Below are 23567 nucleotides of genomic sequence, written 5' to 3' on the forward strand. Positions count from 1 at the left end.
TACAAGAGGACAAGGACACAAGATGAAAAAGTTGCTTTCGATCTTCGCACTGGTCGGCGCATGCCTTGCCGCGCTGCCCGCGACGGCTTCAGAGGGAGGCTACCCGCTGGAGCCGGCACCGCTGGACACGAGCGACGTATCGTCGCTGCAGCGTGGCGCCAAGCTGTTCGTCAACTACTGCCTGAACTGCCACGGCGCGTCGATGATGCGCTACAACCGGCTCAAGGACCTGGACCTCACGGACGACCAGATCCGCCAGAACCTGTTGTTCTCGGCCGACAAGGTAGGCGAGACGATGACCATCGCCATGCCGCCGAAGGACGCCAAGGCCTTCTTCGGCGCGATGCCACCGGACCTGTCGGTCATCGCCCGCGCCCGCGGCAACGACTGGCTCTACACCTACCTGCGCACGTTCTACCGCGACGACAGCCGCGCCACGGGCTGGAACAACATGGTCTTCCCGAGCGTGGGCATGCCGCACGTGCTGTGGGAACTGCAGGGCCAGCGCGCGCCGAAGTTCGCCGAAGTGGAAGAGCATGGCGAGAAGGTGCACAAGCTGGCCGGCTGGCAACAGCTGACCCCGGGCAAGCTGAGCACGCAGGAATATGACCAGGCCGTGGCCGACCTGGTGAACTACCTGAACTGGATGGCCGAGCCGGCGCAAAGCCATCGCAAGCGCCTGGGGGTTTGGGTGCTGATGTTCCTGGGCGTGCTGATGGTGTTCGTGTGGCGCCTGAACGCCGCTTTCTGGAAGGACGTGAAGTAATTCCAGGTCCCGCCGGCGCCATCGCGCGCCGGAAGTTGTAACAGAAAATGTAACAGCGCAGTAACGCCATCCGAAGGGCCGGCGCGGAAGTTGCAGCAGTGCAGCACCGCGCCGGCCCTTTTATCTTGCGGCTTTCCGTCCGAAAGTAGCACCGGCGTCACCATGCGTCGTACCCGGCTATTTGTAACTAATTTGCTTTTCGATAGGGCGATCCGGCAAAATCGTTGCCCTGTCTGATCTAGCTCTGCCGAGTTCGTCAAGTTTTCTTGAATTTGGCGCACTTCACACCCAAGGAATTCAACCATGATGGTGTTGTATTCGGGTACCACCTGCCCGTTTTCCCAGCGTTGCCGCCTCGTCCTGTTCGAAAAGGGCATGGACTTCGAGATCCGCGACGTTGACCTGTTCAACAAGCCGGAAGACATTTCGGTGATGAACCCGTACGGCCAGGTGCCGATCCTGGTCGAACGCGACCTGATCCTGTACGAGTCGAACATCATCAACGAGTACATCGACGAGCGCTTCCCGCATCCGCAACTGATGCCGGCCGACCCGGTGCAACGCGCCCGCGCCCGCCTGTTCCTGTTCAACTTCGAAAAGGAACTGTTCACCCACGTGTACACGCTGGAGAACGAAAAGGGCAAGGCCGCCGAAAAGAACCACGAGCGCGCCCGCGCCGCGATTCGCGACCGCCTGACCCAGCTGGCACCGATCTTCGTCAAGAACAAGTACATGCTGGGCGAAGAGTTCTCGATGCTGGACGTGGCCATCGCCCCGCTGCTGTGGCGCCTGGACCATTACGGCATTGAACTGTCGAAGAACGCCGCTCCGCTGCTGAAGTACGCCGAACGCATTTTCAGCCGCCCGGCCTACATCGAAGCACTGACCCCGTCTGAAAAGGTAATGCGTCGTTAAGACGGATTAGACGCCACCGCAAAGCGTAATGTCTGAAACTTCCACCAAGCCCTACCTGATCCGCGCCATCTACGAATGGTGCACGGACAACGGCTTCACGCCGTACGTCGCGGTCTTTGTCGACGCCAACACCAACGTGCCGCGCGAGTTCGTTAAGAACAACGAGATCGTGCTGAACGTGAGCTTCGACGCGACCAGCGGCCTGGACATGGGCAACGAGTGGATTGCATTCAGCGCCCGCTTCGGTGGCGTGTCGCGCAAAATCGACGTGCCCGTGGAAAACGTGCTGGCAATCTATGCACGCGAGAACGGGCAGGGCATGGCATTCCCGGTGGAGCGCAGCATCCCCGAAACTCAGGCCGCCACGGAACGGGAAAACAACCCGCCACCGAAACTGGCCTCGGTAGACGCGGACACCCCCGCTCCGGTAACCGCGGAAGAGGGCGCCCCGGGCTCGTCCGACGACGACCCCACGCCTCCGCCGGTGCCCCGCATCGGCGGCAAGAAGCCGTCGCTCAAGGTGGTGAAATAGCCATCGTCAAAGTGCACCGCATGCAGTAGAATCTCGGTCTGCACCAAATATGCCGGCTTAGCTCATCAGGTAGAGCAGTTGATTTGTAATCATCAGGTGGCGGGTTCGAGTCCTGCAGCCGGCACCAGTTTCAAGTGAAAAGGCCACGCGAGAGCGTGGCCTTTTTGTTTTTGGGGAGGGCGGAACGTACAGTTTCGGTACAGTGTTGATGTTCCTAACGCTGTTTGACGACTGCGGCGCGTGCGCCGTTGGCAGTCCGAGGCCGATCACTTCCGTGACCACAACTCCCGCACCCATAACTACATCATCCGAAGCTTCCGCCGCTCAGGGGATTGCTTCTTACATTGGCGACCATCTCATAGAGGCGGTGGCCCTGTTTGCCACGTTGGCAGCGGCGCTCAGCTACGCGGTGGGCCGATCATTTTTGGATGGTTGGGCCCAGGCAGCAGGAATCCCGCCTTCTCTCTTTCAGTCCGATGTTCACGACGCCATCCTCACCGGCGTAAAGCTCCCTAGAGTCTGGCTATCTGCGTGCATTGGAATGGGGATCGGGATCATTGTGTGCGTGGTGACGCCCAAGTGGTGGGAGAGTCAGCGTCGCGACTGGACTTTGCGCGACAAAGCTGTCCGGATGGGGCAAGCCAACGGCTGGGGGCAAAGTGGCCTACGCTTACGTCTTGCTGGGCAAGCGTTTCTGGTTCGAAATCATTCGGATGAAGCGACGAACATCGAATATCGCCGGTGGCAAACACTTGGGCCACGCCGTGTACGCACGACTGTCACGTGCTCCGTCTGAGAAGCTAACCTTATCCGCTGCGCTGAGGCGCCACATGGAGGAGGTCTCGGTCACTAAGAAGCCGACTGCGCAGCCTAGCGAGCGTTTTACCTCCGAGCACCTGGATGCGTCCTTCGGCAAATATTCAATGGCAGCCGTTAGCGCAGACTTAGAGGCCAAGCTCCGTGACGAACGATTAACGGCCGGAAAGTCGAACAATACTGTCCGCATCGAACTGCCAATGCTCGGCCACCTCTTCCGTACTGCTATTCAAGAGTGGGGGATCGGGTTGACCTTCAATCCTGTCGCAAACGTGCGTAAGCCAAATCCCGGGCCCGGATGCAATCGACGCCTGAGCAAAGAGGAGCAGATATCTCTGTTTGCGGCAGTGGATGCCCATAGCAATCCGACGCTCCGATGGATCGTGCGCCTTGCCGTCGAAACAGGCATGCGTTCGTCGGAAATAGCCGGGCTGCGACGTTCCCAAATCGACCAGCAACGGCGCTCGGTTACGCTTGTGTTCACAAAGAACGGGACGGCTCGAATCGTGCCGCTGACCCGCGTGAGCGCCGACATTCTGAAGCTAGCGACCGACAATCCCGCTCGCCCCATTTACACAGATCTGGTGTTCTTCGGTGAGCCTGGCAAAGATAGCCGGCGTAGTTCGTACGTCTTTCACAAATTGTGGGTGTGGGCTCGCAGATCTACATTTCAATGATCTGCGGCATGAGGCTGTCAGCAGGCTCGTAGAGGCTGGCCTGAGTGATCAGGAGGAAGGGTAATAAATTATGAAAGTACTCGATATCGTCCATAGTTTTCACGATGGGAAAACCCGCGTTAGCCGCGGATTATGCAGAGTACGCTCCTTTGTGAGCCAATCTGGCACTGCAGTCCTGCTAACCGATCTTGGTAATAAGAATAACGGTCAGTCAGTGACCAATGCGGTTGAAATGGTCATTGGTTCATTGCTCAGCCAGGGGCTTGTTCTTGAGCCTGCAACTTTCATAGAACATTACGAGCGTAGCGATCCTCAGTCGGACACCTTCGATAGGGTCCTTCTACATCCTAGAACTGAGTGGCTGAGCTTATCGCGTGATCAAGCGCGTGCGATATTGGGATGCAATAGAACTGAGCTGGATGACCGAAGTGTCTTGAATCAAAGGATATTGGAGCGGGCGGATAGTCTAAGATTTCAGAAGAATCCATTCGTTGATTCAAGATTCTCAGACAGCAATGAGGTAATTTTGCGTAAGCTAGAAATTAGCACGGGAATGATCTCGAAAGTCAGTGTTGATACTCTGATTCAATCGGGCGCAGGTGAGCAGGAAATTCAAAGACTCCTGAAAACGGATCTTTCGATTTTCGGTGAGGCATATGCAATGCCTGACGATGAATATATCTGTTTTTCAGAATATCCTGTTGCTGATGGCTCGGTTGACTTTGTTGTGTTAACCGGGCGATCAAGAATGGATGTCATTCTTATCGAGGTGAAGGGGCGGATTTCAATCTTCTTAACTCGAATCACTACAAAGAGTTTAATCATAAAATTCTTGAGGCGGCGGGCCAAATAAGAACGCGCCTTGGATTTATCTATCGATCCCTTGATGCCTTTCGAGAAAGTACGCATAAAATTCGCGCTCGGGCAGAGAGTGGGGAAAAAATCCACAACGCGTTCCTTGGGCCATATTTCAATCTTCAGGTTGATAAAAATAAGGATGTAAATATTAGAACTGTGGTGATAGGTGGGCGTACACAGAATGATCTCGATGAAAGCGCAAAGCGACAGGACTACGAGAGTAGATTTACTCCGCCTATAAGAGTTGAGTCTTGGGATACTTGGTTAAGGCGATTGCAGCGCGCATGATGCATAACCTGGCAATCAACTGGACATGCGTGCTGCGGAACCATGAACGGCTCCGCCCATCACTGACCTCTAGATCGTCGACAATCAACGGCGGATGCTAGCCGTCATGGTGGCCTCCTTGGCGCCTTGCGGGCAACACTGGGGTCACACAACAGAGCGAACGCCGAGATTTTGTCGGTTTCTGGAGAACGACAATCGGGACGCCTGACGACGGTCCGAAAGGCTGCGCAGCGGTACCCTCGATCGATAGTCGAGGGACCGCGTGCCGACACCCGGCACGAATACGTCCTTGCGTAGTTATCGGGACGGGGCGCTTCATTTGGGGGGGGCGTGGGTTGCAGCGTGAAGGTGCACGGCCTCGTAGAGCTCAATGGGCGCGGCAACTTCAAGGTTCGCCATCAGTGGTGCCCCGAGCCGGAGCCGCGCCGAGCAGGCGCGCCACTAACGGCGGCCAACACGCTATACGAAGCCGCAGTTCGATGGAATGCTGGACGCAGCGCTGTGACAGATCGCCCCCGATCAGTCATACGTTCGTCCCGCCTTCGCTACCCTACGCTAAGTTACTGACTTTAACTTGGATTATATGATCGTGCTTATGCCTATTTTCCCTGAATATCAATAGCTTACTGATTAAACTCAAAATTTGAAATCATCAGGTTACGATTTCGAGTCCTGCAGCCAGCACCAGGTTTTAAGTGAAAAGGCCACGCGAGAACGTGGCCTTTTTGCGCTTACGGGCGCTGACGAGCAAGGTGGACATGCTCAGTTCTTGCTGCGGTGGTGCGACGCGTCATCAAGATGCCTATAACACTGGGAGCAACGCAGATGGAATTGCCCCCGCTAGTTCTTCGCGAGCAACCCATCATAGCCTTTGCCAGATTCTGGTCTACCGAAATCAATTCTGCTCACCAACCAATCACTACCCATAAGCAAGGAACTGAAGCTCACGCCATAGAACGGCGACGGGTTCGCCAGTCGCCAGTCCCAGTGCTTGCACATAAGCATCAGTGGCTTGAGACGAAATTCCCTGTCGCCACTGAGCCTGCTCTATCCACTGTAGCTGTACACACCAGTAACTCCCTTGCGGCATTGGATACCCCGCCGCAGCCATCCCGGCAGCCGATATCTCTTCCGCATCAGAAACAATGCGAGCAAGCGCGATGCGGTCCACGGCCGGGCAGTAGAGGAGCAGCAATTGGCTCTGTAGGAGTGCCGCACCAGCATGAACTCCTCCACGTCTCTCTCCGGCACGCACGTTGTAGGCCTTACGCTTCTGAATCCATTCCCAGTGCTCGCCGCTCTTCACATATCCCAAAAGCACCGTTGTATCTGGGGGTGGTGGCGCAAGCAAGCGACTCAATCCGCCTGGTTGGAACTGACCATACACATTCTCCAGCCAATATCGACCGCGCTCATGCATAGTTAGGCGGGTCGCGACGTGATCCAGCACGTCGCTGATGAATCGGCTAAGCGCCGGTGCACCGCTCGCACTACCAGTTTCCGTTGGTCGCAATACGAAAGCTCCTAGCCCTGGAAGAAGCTCATGGTATTCAGGGTATTGGAGTCCACTTCCTTCGCTGTCGCCACCGGGGTACAGTACATACGCACCTGCCGTTCTATGGATAGCATCACGGTATGCATGCATCTTCAGCAAATCTGCTCGTAGGGCTCCCCCGCGCTCTAGGCTCGATTGGGACTGCGAACGGTCGACATTTTCTTCGTCAGAACCGAAGATCTCTTTTACAAAATCGACCCGATACTTTGCATCAAAATGAAGAGCAATCGGTTCGAAGGTTGAGGGCTCCTCGTCGGCGGGGCTGATCAGCAAAGAGTAGTCCGGGCGCATTGGTCGGGTCCATGATGCAATGCGCGCAGCGCTGCGGCGGTATGTTCGATTAAAACAGAGCTCTACTTTCATGCGGCGATCGAAACGATCGACCACCCCCGTTAGGACGGTTTCAACGCCGGTACGAAGTCCAACCGTTAGGCCATCCGGCCTAGACTGGACGAGCGGACCAATATCAAACGTCTGTCCAACCAAGTTGGCCACCACCTGCGACAGCTGAATGAATGCCCAGTACTCGTAAAGAGTTGCGACATCGCGCTGGCCAGCGCCGTAGTCGTCGGGCGAAGATTGCCAGGAAAGACGAGCTGCAAATTCAGTTTCTACATAGGCCTTGAAGATGTCTCGGTAGCCCTCTCGCTTCTGAAGCACCTGGTCATCCGCAGGAAATCTTGCAAGTACGCCCACCTCCGCAAAGATATCGTCGTGAAGCACCTCTTCTAGCTGTAGCATCACTACTGCGATTTCCCGGCGCCCTCGGTTGCTGGTGGGCGTTGACTGGCTTCTCGCAAGCCCGCGCTCGATATCACCCAGCATCTGGCGCCAGTGCTCTAGGGCAAATTTAACAAAGCGATTGGGGGTGGTATCGTGTGTCGCCACCGTTTGCGTATGCTCCAGACGCGAAGGGACCGATGCTATCGGTCCTCCCGGCCATGCCGAGCGAGGACCGGCCTTTGTGAACTGCCTTAGTACGTGAGAGTTCGCCCGCATGCCAGCGCCCGGCCGAACTATCTCGCTGGCAACCTCCCACGCGGTGTGAGGACGGCGGACGATCTCGCCGAGAGCGCCTCGAAAATGCTCACTCTCAAACAAGGCGCGCAGAAAGGTAAAGCGCTGATAAAGGGTGACCGAGTCGCGCGTGTTGTCGAGCTCAAAACGCGCGTCGCTAGCCGCGAAACGGTCCATCACTAGCTCAGTCATCCGCTGCGCGATATCACGGAGCATCCAGCGATACTCGGACTGATAGGAGAGCTTGCGAGACCGGACTTCGAGCTCGAGTTGGCCCAGGATACTAGTATCGGAGCGTAGCACGACGCGTACTGTGCCTGTCGCCAGTCCTGGGCGTAGGCGCCCAGATCTTCCCTCCAGCGTATCTGGTTGAAAGATCTCCTCTGGATCAGCAATCAGAATGCGAACGTCTGGTCCAACATCTTCCCAGACGTATCGATACTCCATGCCCTCCAACAACTCGACGGCGCGCGCAGCGCCTGCCGAGGCCGCTGTATTGTCTGACGACCAAAGGGTGGCGCTGAGAGATGCTCCTTTGCGTGGTAGCACCGCAATGTGCAACGTCGCAATGCTCTTCCCATTTGGGCCGTGGAGAGGAGTAGATGCCTCCAGAACAGCGCGCACGACTACTCCGTAAAGCTAGCGAATTGATTGGCGCGTAGGCTACGAAGCATACGAGTGGTCTTGGCGTAGGCAATAGGTAGCGCTGCCCCTTGCACGGGCACTTCCTCCGCCGTTGCCGATGGCAGTTTGTCATCGCTCGCAACTTCATCGGGTAGATCTCGGCAGAACTGCGTCAGCGCTAGCAAGGGCAATTCCAAACGTCTGCGCGATCCGTGCAACCTCGGTAGTACTTTCTGCATGACTATCCGGTCCAAGATCGTTCTCAAGTCTTCCATTCCGGATTCGTTTGCGAGGGCCGCGAATCGCATTGCCTCGTAGAACACGCGATGACCGAACTCAAGGTTGTATCGGCTCAGTAGCTCATGCAGTTGCCGGAGGCGATGGGTGAACTCGCCAGCCACCTCGCCTAAACGTTCAAGGTGCCAGCTGTCATCCTGTGCAATGCTTAAAAGCCCTCTCACCAGTTCCTGGTTGCCGGGTTCGCATGGCTGAGGCTTAGCCGCTTTGACCGAGAAGTCACGCGAATGCACGCGAAACTCGAAGGTGTTGGCGCGATCAAGTACCTTTGGCGAGAACATGTAGGTGGTCTCGTCGATGTTGACAGTGCCGACAATCCACAGATTCCTCGGGAATACAACTCGCGGGTCAGCGCCGCTACGTAGCCGCCAGCAGCCGTCTGCGCCTTTGTGCAAGTTTGGGATACAAGGTTGACCTGACTCCATACCTGAAAGCACATCGGCGAAGTAACGCTCGACGTGTGCCAAGTTCATTTCATCGAGCAGCAGCACATAGGGATGCTGCGGGTCTGCCAATGCCTTCAAGATGAACTCAAGCGGACCAGGAACTGCCCACGCAGGACGCCCATCGACCTCCCGCTTGAGCGCATCTTCATACCCGAACAAGGCCTCCGCACCCGTCCAGTCTGGGCGCACTGCAGAGACAAACAGGCGGTCCTTTCCGAGCCATTCGCCAAAGCGGATGGCTATCTGAGTTTTGCCAGATCCCGACAGGCCGGTAAGGATGACTAGTGGCTTGGTGACCAGGCTGGCGATGAAAGATGCGACAAGTCCGTTGTGCTGCGCGCCAAAATGCACACCACTGGCGCTTAATGCGTTGCCGAATGCTTCGACCCCCTCGCGAAGATTGGCCCTGATCGGGAGAGGGGCATCGGATTGCTCCGCCACAGCTTCTGGCAACACATCCTCACTGATGGCGGCAAGCACTCGGTTATAGATGTCGATGACATCGTCCAAATCTTGCTTCAGTTCCGCCATTGGCAATGGCTGTGAGAGGTCATATGCTGCGCGGACAAAAGATGTGCCATAGCGGCCAGGAATTTGACCATATTGCCCTTTGAACCAATCTTTTACCGTTTGCGCACCATCGAGCTCGCCCCAGCCCAGTTGCGCCGCTCCCTCCTCACTCACCCCATAGCACAACAGCAGCTGCTGTTGCTCTTGGTAGAGCAGCAGCACGGGGTAGATCCCCTCGGAAACTGACTGTCCGTCGCTAAGAAACGCAATCCACGGGATTCGGGCAAAGTTTCCCTTGCCAAAGCTCACACGTACTTTGAGGCCACGATAATCATTCAGGTAACCCTGAGTACCAAGCTCTTTCCCTTCCTTCGCCTGATTGAGAAAGCGGCTCAACAACTCAGGAATACTTCCTGCCAACTCGTCTTTCGCCCCGATCTCAAAACCTAAACGTCGGAGCAAGCGGAAGGCTGATGAGGCCTCGCCCCCCGAAAAAGCGGCGCGATCGAGAGGCTCCCCAGTGGCATATTTGACTGCCAGAGATAGAACCAACTTTGGTGGATAGCGTTTGCCCTCGTAGAACAGATCGTAGCCGGTAGATTCGGCATCGTCAGGCACGCCTTCGCGATCAATCTGATTCAATGCCTGTCGGACGTGCTCCTTTGAAACGCCCTCAGTTGCGGCTGCAAATGTCTCGCTTCGCCACTCACCTTTTAATGGCGGCACATAGTAGTCGAGTTGCGTCGTGCCTCGTTCTACTTCAAGGCGCCTGCGGATAGCGAGCAGTTCCCGATCAAGTTGGAACGCATCCATCCTATTGACCTCGCGCCGCTCGCGCTTCGAAAAATGCCGAACGATAGTCTTGCGGTCGTTTTGTCCAAAGATGCGTTCAAAGTCATCCGGGAACAGCAGAAAGAGAAGCATGTGACGAAACTGTCTGGCTTCCCAATCGGGGACTTGCCGCAGCCACTCATCAAACTTCCAACCGTCTTCCATCAGCGCACTTCGATCATCAGCGCTCAGCTCGTAGAATCGGCGTAGAAAGTTGATGAGAAAGACGAGCTCACGCCACTGATTCTGATTGAAGCCCGGTCCGGCGCTACCAACGCCGGCAAGAATATCGTCGTCCAGCCAACGCGATCCAGTAGGTGAGGGCTCTCCCGACCAGCTCCAAATGGCTTGGACTGTTTTCCGTTTATGGGCTGCGGTCAGGCTGCTCGGGCAAAGGTATAGCAGCCACATCATCTCTGCTACCAATTGCTTCACCGAGCCTTCAACGGGCGCGAGCTGTTGCTCCAGCTTTTCCAGGAACTTACTGTCGCTGAGGTCGGGCTTCTGTACGAAATGCTCGTCGAGTAGTTCCAGTGCCGACGAAGTCCAGAGTTGCTCGCTCGTAAGTACGGAGCCCCTGCCAAGTAGCGCTGTATCTCGCCAATGTGCAGCAGCCTCTAGTATAGGTTTTGAATCATCGTCGCCGCAGTACCTACTCATACCTTATTCCTTGTTACCGTTAAGTACGCCGCCCAAAACGTGGTGCACTCCAAATGCGCAGCGACGAATAGGAGGGTACTTCAAAATCTGATTGTGGTGATATCGTGCCGGAATTTCGGTGCAGCGGATCGGTTAGAGAAGGTTCGCTGTCCTCAAACCGGCAAGGGGGGCATACAGGCTAGATGTCCAGGTGCTGACGGAAGTAATTTGCAGTATCCGGATCAGCAAAATATACGTAGCATCCTTTCATCCCGCGCGACAGTAGAACGCGGTAGGTATTTTTCACAAGACGAGTGAAATCATCTTTTGACCGTTTGACGGTGGTATCAAAGGACTTCGTTTTGTCGCCAATCCAGGTGCCTTTGGACGGATCGTACCTAAGGTCCTCACCGAAGATGACGCCGACATAGTCGAACTCGAAGCCCTGCGCCGTATAGACACAGCCCACTTGGTTTATGCCAGTCTCGTGATACGCCCAGAGGGATGACTTGGGAATCCCCACTGCAAGCCTCCCCGCGTCGGGCTTGGCGTTCCATGGCCGCTCGAAGGGGCCAAGCGTAACGTCATTGACGAGCGATCCGTCTTTGTTTGGTGAGGACCACGGCCAACAGAAGCCAGCCACAAGTCGTCCGGTATGTCCTACTTCGACCTTGGATTTGATCAGTCTGTCGAGCTCGTCTGGAGACGAGACGATTCGAAAGTCGAATCCGTGCGCGTCCGAAAGGGAGAAGGCCTCGCCTTCCTCAATGCCGAGCAGAGTATTGGTCCAACGGACGAATGCGTCAGAGCCGTTGCAACGAAACTGCGCTTCAAGCTCGACCTCATGAATCTTGCATTCGTAGCGTTGTGCGTACTCCCTGATGTATTCGGCTGTACCAATTTCGCCGGGCCGGACTACTTGGTGATCATCAATTAGGAATACAGAAACGCGTGCTGCACGAAGCAGTTCTTCTACTTGTTTCAAGCCCGACTTATTCGCTGCTGGCGTAAAGCGGTTGCTGCTGACATCGCGAATGCGGTGGGCTTCATCAGTAACCAGAATGTCAACCGAGTCCGGCTCCACCGCCACGTACCCATTCGTGTACGTAAATAGTTCCTGACCACGTGGACCAATGACCTTGCGAAGCGTCTCTGTAAAGGCCTTCGAACCGGTAACGTAGTGCGTAGAGTACTCTTTGGAAAGTAGGTATCCGACCAGATTGATGGCGAGCACCGATTTCCCGGTGCCGGGTCCGCCTTTTACAATAACGACTTGTTTGCGGCGATCGTGCACGCCACGCGTTGCTGCCGTAACTACCGTGTCGAACGCAATAAGTTGCTCATCCAAGAGCGTATATTCAGGCTTGTCCTTGATCACAGAAGCCACGTGATCCATAAGTTTCTTGCTGGCGCGGTAACGGTTCTCTTCTAGCCGGCGCAGGACTTCTAGCCCGTCTCCCTGGCCAATCTGTTTTTTGACGAAAGCTACGAAATCATCGACGTCGTCCGCAGTAAAGAGCGGCGCCTCTTTGCGCGCGTCGGCAAACTTTTCCGTCAGCAGTGGGTCTCCTTCGCGAACGAAGTAATTGTGTAGATAGGCGCATGCCGTTACCTTGATAGGGACAGGGTCTGCATGACACGCCTCGTGATTGTCGCGAAGAAACTGCGCGTAACGACCGACTTGCACGGAGGGGTGAAGCACGTCTCGAATTCCACCGCCTACATAAGTCGTGACCTCATGGTCGCCTGCTGACTCTTCACATGTTTCCCATTGCTTGAGCTCGATAGCAATTGCTGCCGGCGCACCATCGATCCCATAGCCGCTCAATAGGCAGTCCACTCGCTTGGATGTCAGCGGTAGCTGGAACTCCAACATGATTCCTTGATCCGTTAGGCCAGCCCTTGAGAAGATCATCGCCAGTGTTCGTAGGGAGTTCTTCCAGGATTGAACTTCACTTGGACCCGGAGATCGACCTAACGCTTGAACAAAACTAAGGCGCAGCTTCTCAGCAATCTGGTTGCGCTCGCAGTCTTCGATGAACGTCTTGCAGTGATTTGCGTAAAGTCGCATTTTATTTTTTGTAGTTTGGGGGGAATTTTTCTGCGGCAACCACTGGTTCTTTATCGGTAACAATCGCACGCAGCTTCATATTCAGCGCATCCCCATCCGCACCAAAGTGAATATGTCGATGGCAAGTCGGGCAAATGGCGCCGACAAACGCTGGGTGATCCAACCCGCCGTCCGATACCCGATTTATGTGGTGTGGTTCGAGGTAGGGGCTTCCATCACTTTCACGCTTGAAAGGTGCAGCCTCTCCACAGAGTTCGCAGTGCCCCGCGGCCCTAGCGAGGACATAGCGCTTAACAAGGGCGCTTCTTTGGTAAACGGTGCGAACTGACTCTTTCGGCGGGACTGCTGCGCCAGGTTTGCAAGCTTCGATAGCTGCCTTCCGGAGCTTGGCAAGGTCGCCGGGCGCTTGTACTTCTACTGGCGGAAGGCCCACCGGTTCGCCGCCGCTGAGCTCTTCGGGGACTGTTTGGTGTACTGGGACCAAACGGAAAACGATCAACTCTCGTTCCGTTTTCTGTTCGTCCAATCCTCTCCTGTTGAAATAGGAGTCGTAGACGAACTCTCCGGCATATTCACACGGCTTTCCTTTGCCTGTGGTCTTGAACACATGCAAGGCGCGTCCGGTGGTGGCATGTTCGGCAATGGCTTTGTTGCCCTTGCTCATTTTCATATCGCCGGTTCGACCTTCGCCAACGTAGAGGAGGGTTCCGGCTTCGTCGAAGTGGTCGTTATAGCCGTAACGCTCTCCCGACTCACCCGAGAACAAGAAGATCGCATCGGATCGTAGCGATGGTGCGATACCTCCTTGTGGCGAACCACCGAACTTTCCTGTGATGTCTTTGTTGCGGATGTATTGCCGGCCAACGACAAACTGCGGCAGTTCTGCGAGTTTAGGTAAGGGGTTTGCGGTTGAGGGCATGCAAGCGAAATCGGAATCTGGCTAGATCCGCAATTTCGCTTCAAATGAGGCACTTACGTCAACCCCACGATGGTTGCACCAAACTATCTCGGCCGTCGTCGGGTGGGGGGCGATGACTCTCTCCAACAACGAGGCATGAAAACAAAAAACGCCACGAGCAACCAACCTCGCGGCGTTCCACCACAACAAACCGACTAAAACCAAACCATCAAGCCCCCACCGGCTTCCCTTCCTTATGTCGCACCACAACGGTTGACGATCGTGAAGGCAACGCCTTATCCGGCCACTGTCCTGTCGCATCTCCCGTCGGGTGCTGGATATTGACAAAGAACGTCGTCAGATCCGGCGTATAGGCAAGCCCGGTAATCTCGCAGCCTGCTGGGCCTACCAGCAGTCGCCGAACTTCCCTTGTTACCTGATCCACGTAGTGCATCGAGTTGGCGCCGAAGATGCTCGTTACTGATGAGCCGGTGCCCGCGTCGGTTTGCACCCAGAGGCGTCCCTTCGGGTCGACGCGGATGCCGTCGGGGCTGCTGAAGGTGGAGCCGACCATATTGCCTTTGAGGTTTGCTGCGGCAATTGATGGGTCGCCGGCCAGTAGCAAGATCTCCCATTTGAATTTGGTGGCCAGTGGGGAGTTGCCGTCTTCGTTCCAACGGATGATATGGCCGTGCGAATTGGTGGTGCGCGGGTTTGCTGCGTCGGTTACCTGGCGGCCGCCGTTATTGGTCAGCGTGCAGTAGATGGTTTTGTCCTGGCCGACGGTGATCCATTCGGGGCGGTCCATCAGTGTTCCGCCGGCCACGCGTGCGGCGGATTTGGTGTTGATCAGTACGTCGGCCTGGGTATTGAAGTTGACCGTTGCCGGTGCTGGCGCCACGGCGCTTTGGGTCCAGTTGCCGGGGTCTGATGCGCCGGCTACGAGGCCGTTCTTGCCTTGGGTGAGTTCGATCCAGTCGCCCGAACCGTCGGCATTGAATTTGGCGACGTATAGGGCGCTGTCGTCGAGCAGGCTTGCGTTGTTGAGGCGGTTGGTTGCGTCGAACGCGTTGCGCGGAATGAATTTGTAGATGCAGCCAGGTGTGCTGTCGTCGCCCATATAGAACGCCACGCGATTATTGGTGTCGGTCATGAAAGCGGTGTTTTCATGGTCGAAGCGGCCCATGGCGGTGCGTTTCGCGGGGGTGCCGGCGATTTGCTGGAGTGGGTCGATTTCCACGACCCAGCCGTAGCCTTCGTCGGCGTTGGTTGGGTCCAGGTAGTTATCGGTAGTTTCTTCGCAGGTCAGGTAGGTGCCCCACGGTGTATGTCCGCTGGCGCAGTTATTGAGTGTGCCGATCACTACCGGGCCGACCACGCCGGCGGCGGGGCCGGAGACGCGGTAGGCGGTATTGCCCGTGTAGCGCTTGTTGTAGAGCGAGTTGCGCTTGACCTGCCATTTATTGGCGACCAGTTCGATTTCGATGACCGATACACCGACGGACGACAGTACGACGCGTTTTTGTTCGGCGGTTGCGGTGGCGGCGTTATAGGCGGTCGGCAGCAGAATGGCGGCGTCCGGTGCCTCGTGGTTGATGGCGAGTAGGCCGCCCTTTTGCGGGTCGGTGCCGGGTATTTCGAAGAAGTGCATGCCGTCGTGGTTTCCGCCGGCCTGTTGTTCGGTTTCGACGGAGGTTTGGAATGCGCCCTTGTAGCCTGCGGCGCCCGGGGCGACGGGGTCGCCGGCGGAGAACAGCACGTACGACTCGTAGGTGTCCGGCAGGGTTACCTGGTTCAGCGTGATCTTGGAATCGAGCGACTTGAAGGTGACGCTGTAATCGAGCGGCTGGGCCGACGGGCCTGGGGTGGGTGCCGGTGCAGGGGTCGGAGCGGGAGTGGCGCTGTTGTTGTCATCGCCCCCGCATGCGGCCAGCAGGGTGCCGCCGCTGAAGGCCGACAGCAGCGATACACCAAGGCTGCCGCGCAGTACGCGGCGGCGTGCCGGGTTGGCGGCGACCAGTTCTTCCAGCGTCTGGCCGGGGACAGTCTTGTTGCCCTCGGCTTCGCGGCGCGGGGCGCGGAGCTTGTCCGTGATGTACGACATGTGTTCCTCCAATATTTGTGGGGGGATGGCCGCCGCAGATACTAGGGAAGCAATGTGTCGTCTTCGTTACTGAATGAATGCTAATGAATGCATTGCTGACGGGCGTTCGAAGAACCCTTCAGTTCACTGCCGCCAAACCGATAACGCTAAAGGAGGCAAGTCCCGAAAGGGTTGCGGTGCTGTTATCAGGGCGTGGTGTGGCTTTTCAGTCAGTTGCCATTCCACGTCATGGTGTCAGCGCTTGTCTCATACATAATCGGTTCGAAGCCACATCGACCCTTCCTGAAAAGGGCATCACCCGCGCCGGTGGCCGGCCACGCGGTGGGATACAAAAAACCGGCCAACTTTGTTCGTTGGGTTTAACAGGAAGGTCAAAACTATGGATAGCAAACTTGCAGGCCGACGCCTTGCGCGTCTGGCTATGGCAATGGTCGTCGGTACTCTGGCGGCATGTGGCGGTGGTGGCGATGACAATGGCGGGTCGGTGGTGCGGGTGTCTGAGGCCACCACGCTGTCACCTACCGCGGTGAGCAGTGCGGTGACCAATCCCACGCGCTGGATGCCGTCGCTGACTGATACGTGGCAGTTGCAGCTACAGGGAACGATCAATACCAGCTACAACGCCGTGGTGTATGACATCGACATGTTCGATACGCCGCAAGCCACCATCAATGCGCTGAAGGCACAGGGCAAGCGTGTGGTGTGTTATTTCTCGGCTGGTAGCAGTGAGAACTGGCGTTCCGACTTCTCGAAGTTCAAGGCTGCCGATATGGGGAATGCGCTCGACGGTTGGGCGGGCGAGCGATGGCTAGATACCCGTTCGGCCAATGTGCGGGCCATTATGCAGGCGCGGATGGATCTGGCGAAGTCGAAGGGTTGTGACGGTATTGATCCTGACAATGTGGATGGTTACACCAACAAGCCGGGCTTTCCTTTGACTGCGGCGACGCAGCTTGACTACAACCGCTTCCTGGCGAACGAAGCGCATGCGCGTGGGTTGGCGGTTGGGTTGAAGAATGCGGTGGCACAGTTGTCGGATCTGGCGTCGTCGTTTGATTTCGCGGTGAACGAGCAATGCTTCCAATACAACGAATGCAGTGGTTACTCGGCCTTCACGGTGCAGGGCAAGCCGGTGTTCAACGTTGAGTATCAGACCAAGTGGAAGGATGCCACCACGCGCCAGACGCTGTGCAATAAGGCGAAGGCGTTGAATCTGCGGACGCTGGTGTTGCCGTTGGCGTTGAACGACAAGTATCGGTATAGCTGTGATTGAGGGCTTTGGTCTTGCTTTGCGGCTTGTCTTGAATTGAGTCGCTGGCCCTCTCCCCCGGCCCCTCTCCCGCAGCGCGGGAGAGGGGAGCAAGACGAGCGGTTATTTTGTCGCTGTCTTTTCTGCTTCGCGCCAGGCCAGGAATACTCGCGTGTCGAATTCCAGTTGGTGGTAGCGCGGTTCCATGTATTCGCAGAGACGGTAGAACGCCTTGTTGTGGTCGCTCTCTTTCAGGTGTGCGAGTTCGTGGACCACGATCATGCGCAGGAATTCCGGGGGCGCTTCCTTGAACAGCGACGCCACGCGAATTTCCTTTTTGGCTTTTAGCTTGCCGCCTTGTACGCGCGAGATTGCGGTGTGCAGGCCTAGTGCATGCTGTGCGGTGTCGAGTCGCGCGTCGTAGCCAACCTTGTGCAGTGGCGGTGCGCTGCGCAGGTATTCCTGTTTGATTTCGGCGGTGAAATCGTAGAGCGCGCGATCGGTCTGGATTGTGTGGCGTTCGGGGTAGCGGCGTGCGATATGGTCGCCCAGGGTGCCGGCGTCCATTGCGGCGCGCACCTGGTCGAGCACGTTGGGCGGATAACCGCCCAGGAAACGCATCGGGTCCTTGATACCCGGACGCCAGCCTTCGGTCACGTTAGTGGTGGTGATGGTGGTGGTGCATCCAGCTGTTATCCATCGAGTTCACAAACGACTCGACGGCATCCTTGTCGCCGGTGGCGTGGCGCATCAGTTCGCCACACTTGCAGAAACCCTGGTACGGCGTGATGTGCGAGCAGGCCGAGGTCTTTTGCAGGTACAGGGTGACGGGTTTCGTGCACTTCTTGCACTTGAACTTGAGGGTGAGGGCGGGTTTGCTCATGGGAATCGGATGAAAACTGCGTCAATGCGAACCCGCCATTGTACTGGCGGCGTCCATTGGCTGCCGATCCGTTTGCTACACTCGCGTGATTCCCAGAAATCCAATCGAGCACGCTCCCATGGCACAGTACGTTTTCACCATGAATCGCGTGGGCAAGATCGTTCCGCCCAAGCGTCACATCCTCAAGGACATTTCGCTGTCCTTCTTCCCTGGTGCCAAGATTGGCGTGCTAGGCCTGAACGGCTCGGGCAAGTCCACGCTGCTGAAGATCATGGCCGGCCTCGACAAGGAAATCGAGGGCGATGCCACGCCGATGCCGAACCTGAATATCGGCTATCTGTCGCAGGAACCGCAACTCGATCCCGAACAGACCGTGCGTGAATCGGTGGAAGCGGCGCTGGGCGGCGTGTTCGAAGCACGCAAGAAGCTCGACGAAATCTATGCTGCATACGCCGAGCCGGATGCCGACTTCGATGCGCTGGCCGCTGAGCAGGCCAAGTACGAAGGCATCCTGGCTGCCAGCGATGGCAACAATGCCGAACTGCAACTCGATATCGCCGCTGACGCGCTGCGTCTGCCGCCGTGGGATGCCAAGGTCGGCAACCTGTCCGGTGGTGAGAAGCGTCGCGTGGCGCTGTGCCGCCTGCTGCTGTCGCGCCCGGACATGCTGCTGCTCGACGAACCGACCAACCACCTTGATGCCGAATCGGTGGAATGGCTCGAGCAGTTCCTGACGCGCTTCCCGGGCACCGTGGTGGCCGTGACCCACGATCGCTACTTCCTCGATAACGCTGCTGAGTGGATCCTGGAACTGGACCGTGGCCATGGCATCCCATGGAAGGGCAACTACAGCTCGTGGCTGGAGCAGAAGGAAGACCGCCTGAAGCAGGAAGAGGCCAGCGAATCGGCCCGCCAGAAGGCGCTGAACAAGGAACTGGAGTGGGTACGCCAGAATCCGAAGGGTCGTCAGGCCAAGTCGAAGGCGCGTCTGGCGCGTTTCGATGAGCTGAACAGCCAGGACTACCAGAAGCGCAACGAAACCCAGGAAATCTTTATCCCGGTGGGTGAGCGCCTGGGTAACGAAGTGATCGAGTTCGAGAACGTCAGCAAGAGTTTTGGCGATCGCCTGCTGATCGACGACCTGAGCTTCAAGGTGCCGCCGGGTGCCATCGTCGGCATTATCGGTCCGAACGGCGCCGGTAAGTCGACCTTCTTCAAGATGCTGACCGGCAAGGAACAACCGGACAGCGGCAATATCAAGGTCGGTCCGACCGTGAAGATGGCATTCGTCGACCAGAGCCGCGATGCGCTGGATGGCACCAAGACCGTGTTCGAGGAAATCTCGGGCGGCTCAGACATCCTGACCGTGGGCCGCTACGAGACGCCGTCGCGTGCGTATATCGGCCGCTTCAACTTCAAGGGTGGCGACCAGCAGAAGCAGGTCGGTACGCTGTCCGGTGGTGAGCGTGGCCGTCTGCATATGGCCAAGACGCTGATCGCCGGTGGCAACGTGTTGCTGCTCGACGAACCGTCGAACGACCTCGACGTGGAAACGCTGCGCGCGCTGGAAGATGCGTTGCTGGAGTTTGCCGGTTGCGTGATGGTGATTTCCCACGATCGCTGGTTCCTGGATCGTATCGCCACGCACATCCTGGCCTTCGAAGGCGATTCGCATGTCGAGTTCTTTCCGGGCAACTACCAGGAATACGAAGCCGACAAGCGCAAGCGTCTGGGCGAAGAAGCTGCCAAGCCGAAGCGGATTCGCTACAAGCCGATTACGCGTTAAGCGTTATCGGTATTTGAGCCGCCGGGCCCTCTCCCCCGGCCCCTCTCCCGCGCGCGGGAGAGGGGAGACCTACTACCCCTTCACCAACCGCACCAACGTAATCTCCGACGGTGCGCCAAACCGCTTCGGCGGTCCCCAGTAGCCCGTTCCGCGGCTCACATATACCCACAGGCTTTCATGCCGGTTCAGTCCATGCACATAGGGCTGCTGCATCGGTACGAACAGGTTCCATGGCCAGAACTGGCCGCCATGCGTATGCCCCGACAATTGCAGGTCGAAGCCCGCCGCTGCCGCAGCGGGCGCGGTGCGTGGCTGGTGTGCGAATAGCACGCGTGCCGCAGCATCGGCTGGCGCGCCATGCAATGCCTTCACCGGATCGCTGCGATGGCTTTCGATAAATGCACCGGCCGTAAAGTCGGTCACACCGCCGAGCACCAGCGAGGCGTCACCGCGCGCCACCACCACATGCTCGTTCAGCAGTACGCGCAGGCCCAGACGGCGCAGTTCCTCGATCCATGACTCGGCGCCGGAGTAGTACTCGTGGTTGCCGGTGACCACGTAAGCGCCATGCTGTGCCGATAGTCGTGCGAACGGTGCGGTGTGGGCCGATAGCTCGCGCACCGATCCGTCGACCAGGTCGCCGGTGATTGCAATCGCATCGGGCTGCAGGCTGTTCACACGATCGACAATGCGGTTCAGATAGGGCGCCTTGATGGTCGGCCCGACGTGGATATCACTGATCTGCGCGATCGTGAAGCCGTCGAACGCTTCGGGCAGGTTGGTAATCGGCACGTCGACCTTGACCACTTTCGCCAGGCCGCGCGCATTGAAGTAGCCAATCACCGATACCGCAACGGCCAGCACTGCCGCGGCCGCCGCGCTATAGGCAGCCAGCCCGGCCGGCTGCCAGTGGGCCAGCATGGCTATCAACAGAAAGATGTCGCGGGCGACGGTCAATACAAAGAGCGACGAGAAGAATCCCATCGCGAGCATGCCGGTCCAGCTGAGCTTGTCGGCCCACGTGGTGGACAGGCGCCGTGCCATCAGGGCAGCGGGTACCAGCAGGGTAGAGGCGATCAGCCACACCACGCCCAGCGCCTTGATGACCATGGGCACGGGCAAGTCGGGTAGCAGTCGCGCACCAATATAGGCATGCAGGATGCCGACGATCGTAGCGGGAAGCAGAAGTGAGCGGCGTGAGCGCCTGGTACTCATAACGGGGGCGTGAGAGTCGGATTCGAGTGTAGGTGAGGCCGGTTCGGCTGTGCTTCAAGGGCCGGGATTCGAGGCACCACTCCAAGCAAGATGTGCGCCATTGATCGCAGGATGCATGCAGTGATCTGTCGATTTTTTGCGCTGCGATGAATGTTTTCAATGCGCATTGTTCCGGCCACCGCACTAATTTAGATTCATCTCAAGCTGCAGTCGGTGTCGCATGCTGCCCATCCAAGCCGGAGTTTCCATGCCTTTCACGAAGCGTTCCCTGTTGAGCCAGGCGCTGATTGCGGTCGCCGTGCTGACTGTCATCGCCCCTGCGGCGCTTGTCGCCAAGACCAACCCTCAGGCCACGGCGGCGCAGAAACTCACGCCGTTGAGCTGGCCGCGCAATTTCGAGGTATCTGGCGAGCATGTCGAGCTTTACCAGCCAGAGATCGAAAAATGGGAAGGCAACCGGATGTCGGGGCGCGCGGCGGTGGCGGTGGGCGCCAAGGACGGCACGCCCACCTATGGCGTGGCCCGTTTTTCGGCACAGGCCGATATCGACAAGCCGTCGGCGCTGGTGCAGCTATCGAATATCGAGATCGACAGTGTCGACGTGCCCACGCGCCCCGACGCCGCGGACAAGATTCGGCAGGCGTTGATCGCCCAAGTGTCGCCGAAGGGCCTGACCGTGCCGCTGGACGAATTGCAGGCCAGCTATGCGGTGTCGCAGCAGTTGGCCAAGGCCGCACGTGTGCCCGTGAAGAACGACGTGCCGCAGATCATGTTTGCCACCACGCCAACCATGCTGGTGCATGTGGATGGCGATCCGGCCTGGCGCCCGGTGGCTGGCACCAGCTATGAGCGGGCCATCAATAGCCGCGCGTTGCTGTTGCGCGATACGGGTGGCGAAATGTGGTTGCAGGCGGCGGGCTACTGGTATCGCTCGGAGTCGGCCCGTGGCAACTGGGAAGTCGTGGCGGAGCCGCCTGCGGCGCTACTGGGCGCGGCCAGCAAGGTTGCGGCGGCCAAGGGCGAGTCGAAGCCCGATCCGATGATGCCGGCTGACGGCAAGAAGCCGCCGCGCGCGCCGACCGTGCTAATGGCCACCAAGCCGGCCGAACTGATCATCACCACTGGCGAACCGCAGATGACGCCGGTCAGCGGTGGAGGGCTGCTGGCGATGTCCAACGCCGATCATGCGGTGTTTGTGGATCCGTCAACCAACCAGACCTTTGTGCTGATCTCCGGCCGCTGGTTTCGCGCGGCAATGTTGAATGGCCCGTGGGAGTACGTGCCCGGCGCACAGTTGCCGGCCGACTTCACGAAGATCTCGCCGCAGGACCCCAAGGCCAACGTGCTGGTTTCGGTGCCGGGCACGCCGCAGGCGCGCGAGGCCGAGATCGCGGCAACCATTCCCCAAACTGCCTCGGTATCGCGTAGCAAGGCCAGCGTGGCGGTGACCTATGACGGCGCGCCCAGGTTTGAAGCCATTACCGGCACGTCGCTGCGCTATGCCGTCAACACCGGCACACCGGTGATCGAAGTCGACAGCTCGCACTACTATGCGGTGGCCAATGGCGTGTGGTTCACAGCCAGCGGGCCCGCCGGACCATGGCAGGTGGCTACCGAGGTGCCGTCGGCCATCTACACGATCCCTCCGAGCTCGCCGCTGTACTACGTGACCAATGTGCGCATCTACACGGTTACGCCTACCACCGTGGTGGTCGGCTATACGCCCGGCTATATGGGCGTGGTGGTCAGCCCGGACGGCACGGTGGTCTATGGCACCGGCTACGTTTATCCGCCGTATGTGGGTACCTATTACTACGGCTACCCGGTGACCTATGGCTATGGCGCGGGCTTTGGCATCGGCGTGGCCGAAGGGTTCGCGTTCGGTTTTGCGGCAGGGGCGATCTGGGGTGCCGCGGCGCCGTACTGGGGGCCGTACTGGTGGGGCGGCGCCAGCTTCGTGAATATCAACCAGGCCAACTTCTATGGGCGATGGGGGCAGGGCACCGTAACCCATGCCGAAGGATGGAATTCATGGACTGGCACGCAATGGCGCGGCACCGCCGGTGCCGGCTACAACCCGGCCACTGGTGCGCGCTTCCAGGGAAGCCAGGGCGCCGCGTTCAATCCGTACTCGGGCAACTACGCCGCCGGGCGGCAGGGATCATTCTCGAATCCGTCGACGGGCCGTGAAGGCGCGGCGCGTGGCGGCGTGGCCGGCAATGAATACACCGGCAACTATGCGGCGGGGCGACAGGCCGCCGGCTACAACGCGCAGACCGGCCGGGTGGGCGCGGCGGAAGTCGGCGTGGCCGGCAATACGCAGACGGGCCAGCAAACGGCCGGCAGCCGCGGCTTTGTTGCCAATCCGAACAAGGACAACGCGGTGGCCTGGAACAGCGGCAATGTCTATGCGGGCCATGACGGCAATGTCTATCAACATACCGATGACGGATGGCAGAAGCATACGAGCAGCGGCTGGGAGTCGGTGCAACCGAACAGCGATATGCAGAACCGGCTGGACCAGCAGCGCCAGGCGCGCCAGGTGGGGCAACAGCGGTTCAATAGTTCGGCAGCGCAGCAGTGGCAGGGG

The 23567-nt window shown here is 58.1% G+C and carries 15 protein-coding genes, 1 tRNA gene and 1 pseudogene; 9 read left to right on the forward strand and 8 right to left on the reverse strand.

Translation table 11 applies throughout. From position 1 onward, the window contains the following. Positions 1–22 precede the first annotated feature (22 nt). From ACO550_RS32935 to ACO550_RS32960, 6 genes and pseudogenes are all read left to right on the forward strand, one after another. Positions 23–766, forward strand: coding sequence for a cytochrome c1 (locus ACO550_RS32935; protein WP_315596594.1), 744 nt, complete (start codon positions 23–25; stop codon positions 764–766). A gap of 303 nt (positions 767–1069) precedes the next feature. Beyond that, complete coding sequence (locus tag ACO550_RS32940) at positions 1070–1681, forward strand: glutathione S-transferase N-terminal domain-containing protein (protein ID WP_010812311.1); 612 nt, start codon at positions 1070–1072, stop codon at positions 1679–1681. A 28-nt stretch (positions 1682–1709) separates the two neighbouring features. Then, positions 1710–2213, forward strand: coding sequence for a ClpXP protease specificity-enhancing factor (locus ACO550_RS32945; protein ID WP_315596595.1), 504 nt, complete (start codon positions 1710–1712; stop codon positions 2211–2213). A 51-nt stretch (positions 2214–2264) separates the two neighbouring features. Next, positions 2265–2340 (forward strand) — tRNA-Thr (locus tag ACO550_RS32950). 703 nt (positions 2341–3043) lie between these two features. Next, positions 3044–3706, forward strand: coding sequence for a tyrosine-type recombinase/integrase (locus ACO550_RS32955; RefSeq protein WP_485995080.1), 663 nt, complete (start codon positions 3044–3046; stop codon positions 3704–3706). Positions 3707–4367: 661 nt separating this feature from the next. Beyond that, positions 4368–4852, forward strand: a pseudogene (locus tag ACO550_RS32960) (Shedu anti-phage system protein SduA domain-containing protein). A 919-nt stretch (positions 4853–5771) separates the two neighbouring features. On the opposite strand, the gene ACO550_RS32965 reads toward ACO550_RS32960, so the two are convergent. From ACO550_RS32965 to ACO550_RS32985, 5 genes are all read right to left on the reverse strand, one after another. After that, positions 5772–8048, reverse strand: coding sequence for a DUF2357 domain-containing protein (locus ACO550_RS32965; RefSeq protein ID WP_315596598.1), 2277 nt, complete (start codon positions 8046–8048; stop codon positions 5772–5774). Between the two features lie 2 nt (positions 8049–8050). Further along, complete coding sequence (locus tag ACO550_RS32970) at positions 8051–10792, reverse strand: McrB family protein (protein WP_315596599.1); 2742 nt, start codon at positions 10790–10792, stop codon at positions 8051–8053. Between the two features lie 178 nt (positions 10793–10970). Next, complete coding sequence (locus tag ACO550_RS32975; protein WP_315596600.1) at positions 10971–12842, reverse strand: DUF2075 domain-containing protein; 1872 nt, start codon at positions 12840–12842, stop codon at positions 10971–10973. A 1-nt stretch (position 12843) separates the two neighbouring features. Next, positions 12844–13761 (reverse strand): HNH endonuclease signature motif containing protein, encoded by a 918-nt coding sequence (locus ACO550_RS32980; RefSeq protein WP_315596601.1) that lies wholly within the window; start codon positions 13759–13761, stop codon positions 12844–12846. 208 nt (positions 13762–13969) lie between these two features. Then, complete coding sequence (locus ACO550_RS32985) at positions 13970–15844, reverse strand: alkaline phosphatase PhoX (protein ID WP_315596602.1); 1875 nt, start codon at positions 15842–15844, stop codon at positions 13970–13972. A gap of 379 nt (positions 15845–16223) precedes the next feature. Between ACO550_RS32985 and ACO550_RS32990 the strand changes: the two genes are divergently transcribed. Further along, positions 16224–17117 carry an endo alpha-1,4 polygalactosaminidase gene (locus ACO550_RS32990; protein ID WP_485995081.1) on the forward strand — a complete coding sequence of 298 codons (894 nt, stop codon included), beginning with the start codon at positions 16224–16226 and terminating at the stop codon, positions 17115–17117. 99 nt (positions 17118–17216) lie between these two features. Here ACO550_RS32990 and ACO550_RS32995 read toward each other — a convergent pair whose 3' ends face one another. Together ACO550_RS32995 and ACO550_RS33000 are read right to left on the reverse strand one after the other, a co-directional pair. Further along, entirely contained in the window at positions 17217–17714 is a 498-nt protein-coding gene (locus tag ACO550_RS32995) for a YgjP-like metallopeptidase domain-containing protein (protein ID WP_315596612.1), read from the reverse strand. 37 nt (positions 17715–17751) lie between these two features. Further along, positions 17752–17976, reverse strand: coding sequence for a hypothetical protein (locus ACO550_RS33000; RefSeq protein ID WP_061953311.1), 225 nt, complete (start codon positions 17974–17976; stop codon positions 17752–17754). A gap of 118 nt (positions 17977–18094) precedes the next feature. On the opposite strand from ACO550_RS33000, the gene ettA reads away from it, so the two are divergent. Then, positions 18095–19762: an energy-dependent translational throttle protein EttA gene (gene ettA, locus ACO550_RS33005; protein WP_315596603.1), complete on the forward strand. Its 1668-nt coding sequence runs from the start codon at positions 18095–18097 to the stop codon at positions 19760–19762. Positions 19763–19834: 72 nt separating this feature from the next. On the opposite strand, the gene ACO550_RS33010 is transcribed toward ettA, so the two are convergent. Next, positions 19835–20977: a metallophosphoesterase gene (locus ACO550_RS33010; RefSeq protein ID WP_315596604.1), complete on the reverse strand. Its 1143-nt coding sequence runs from the start codon at positions 20975–20977 to the stop codon at positions 19835–19837. 247 nt (positions 20978–21224) lie between these two features. Between ACO550_RS33010 and ACO550_RS33015 the strand changes: the two genes are divergently transcribed. Beyond that, on the forward strand, positions 21225–23567 hold a 2343-nt coding region (locus ACO550_RS33015; protein ID WP_485995082.1), incomplete at its 3' end, for a carbohydrate-binding family V/XII.

It is taken from the genome of Cupriavidus sp. (assembly GCF_057315035.1).

Coding starts and splice junctions, on each gene's coding strand:
- ettA (WP_315596603.1), top strand. CDS start 18,095: ATGGCACAGTACGTTTTCACCATGAATCGCGTGGGCAAGATCGTTCCG.
- ACO550_RS32980 (WP_315596601.1), bottom strand. CDS start 13,761: ATGCCCTCAACCGCAAACCCCTTACCTAAACTCGCAGAACTGCCGCAG.
- ACO550_RS32935 (WP_315596594.1), top strand. CDS start 23: ATGAAAAAGTTGCTTTCGATCTTCGCACTGGTCGGCGCATGCCTTGCC.
- ACO550_RS32985 (WP_315596602.1), bottom strand. CDS start 15,844: ATGTCGTACATCACGGACAAGCTCCGCGCCCCGCGCCGCGAAGCCGAG.
- ACO550_RS32940 (WP_010812311.1), top strand. CDS start 1,070: ATGATGGTGTTGTATTCGGGTACCACCTGCCCGTTTTCCCAGCGTTGC.
- ACO550_RS32970 (WP_315596599.1), bottom strand. CDS start 10,792: ATGAGTAGGTACTGCGGCGACGATGATTCAAAACCTATACTAGAGGCT.
- ACO550_RS33010 (WP_315596604.1), bottom strand. CDS start 20,977: ATGAGTACCAGGCGCTCACGCCGCTCACTTCTGCTTCCCGCTACGATC.
- ACO550_RS32975 (WP_315596600.1), bottom strand. CDS start 12,842: ATGCGACTTTACGCAAATCACTGCAAGACGTTCATCGAAGACTGCGAG.
- ACO550_RS32945 (WP_315596595.1), top strand. CDS start 1,710: ATGTCTGAAACTTCCACCAAGCCCTACCTGATCCGCGCCATCTACGAA.
- ACO550_RS33000 (WP_061953311.1), bottom strand. CDS start 17,976: ATGAGCAAACCCGCCCTCACCCTCAAGTTCAAGTGCAAGAAGTGCACG.
- ACO550_RS32995 (WP_315596612.1), bottom strand. CDS start 17,714: ATGCGTTTCCTGGGCGGTTATCCGCCCAACGTGCTCGACCAGGTGCGC.
- ACO550_RS32990 (WP_485995081.1), top strand. CDS start 16,224: ATGGATAGCAAACTTGCAGGCCGACGCCTTGCGCGTCTGGCTATGGCA.
- ACO550_RS32955 (WP_485995080.1), top strand. CDS start 3,044: ATGGAGGAGGTCTCGGTCACTAAGAAGCCGACTGCGCAGCCTAGCGAG.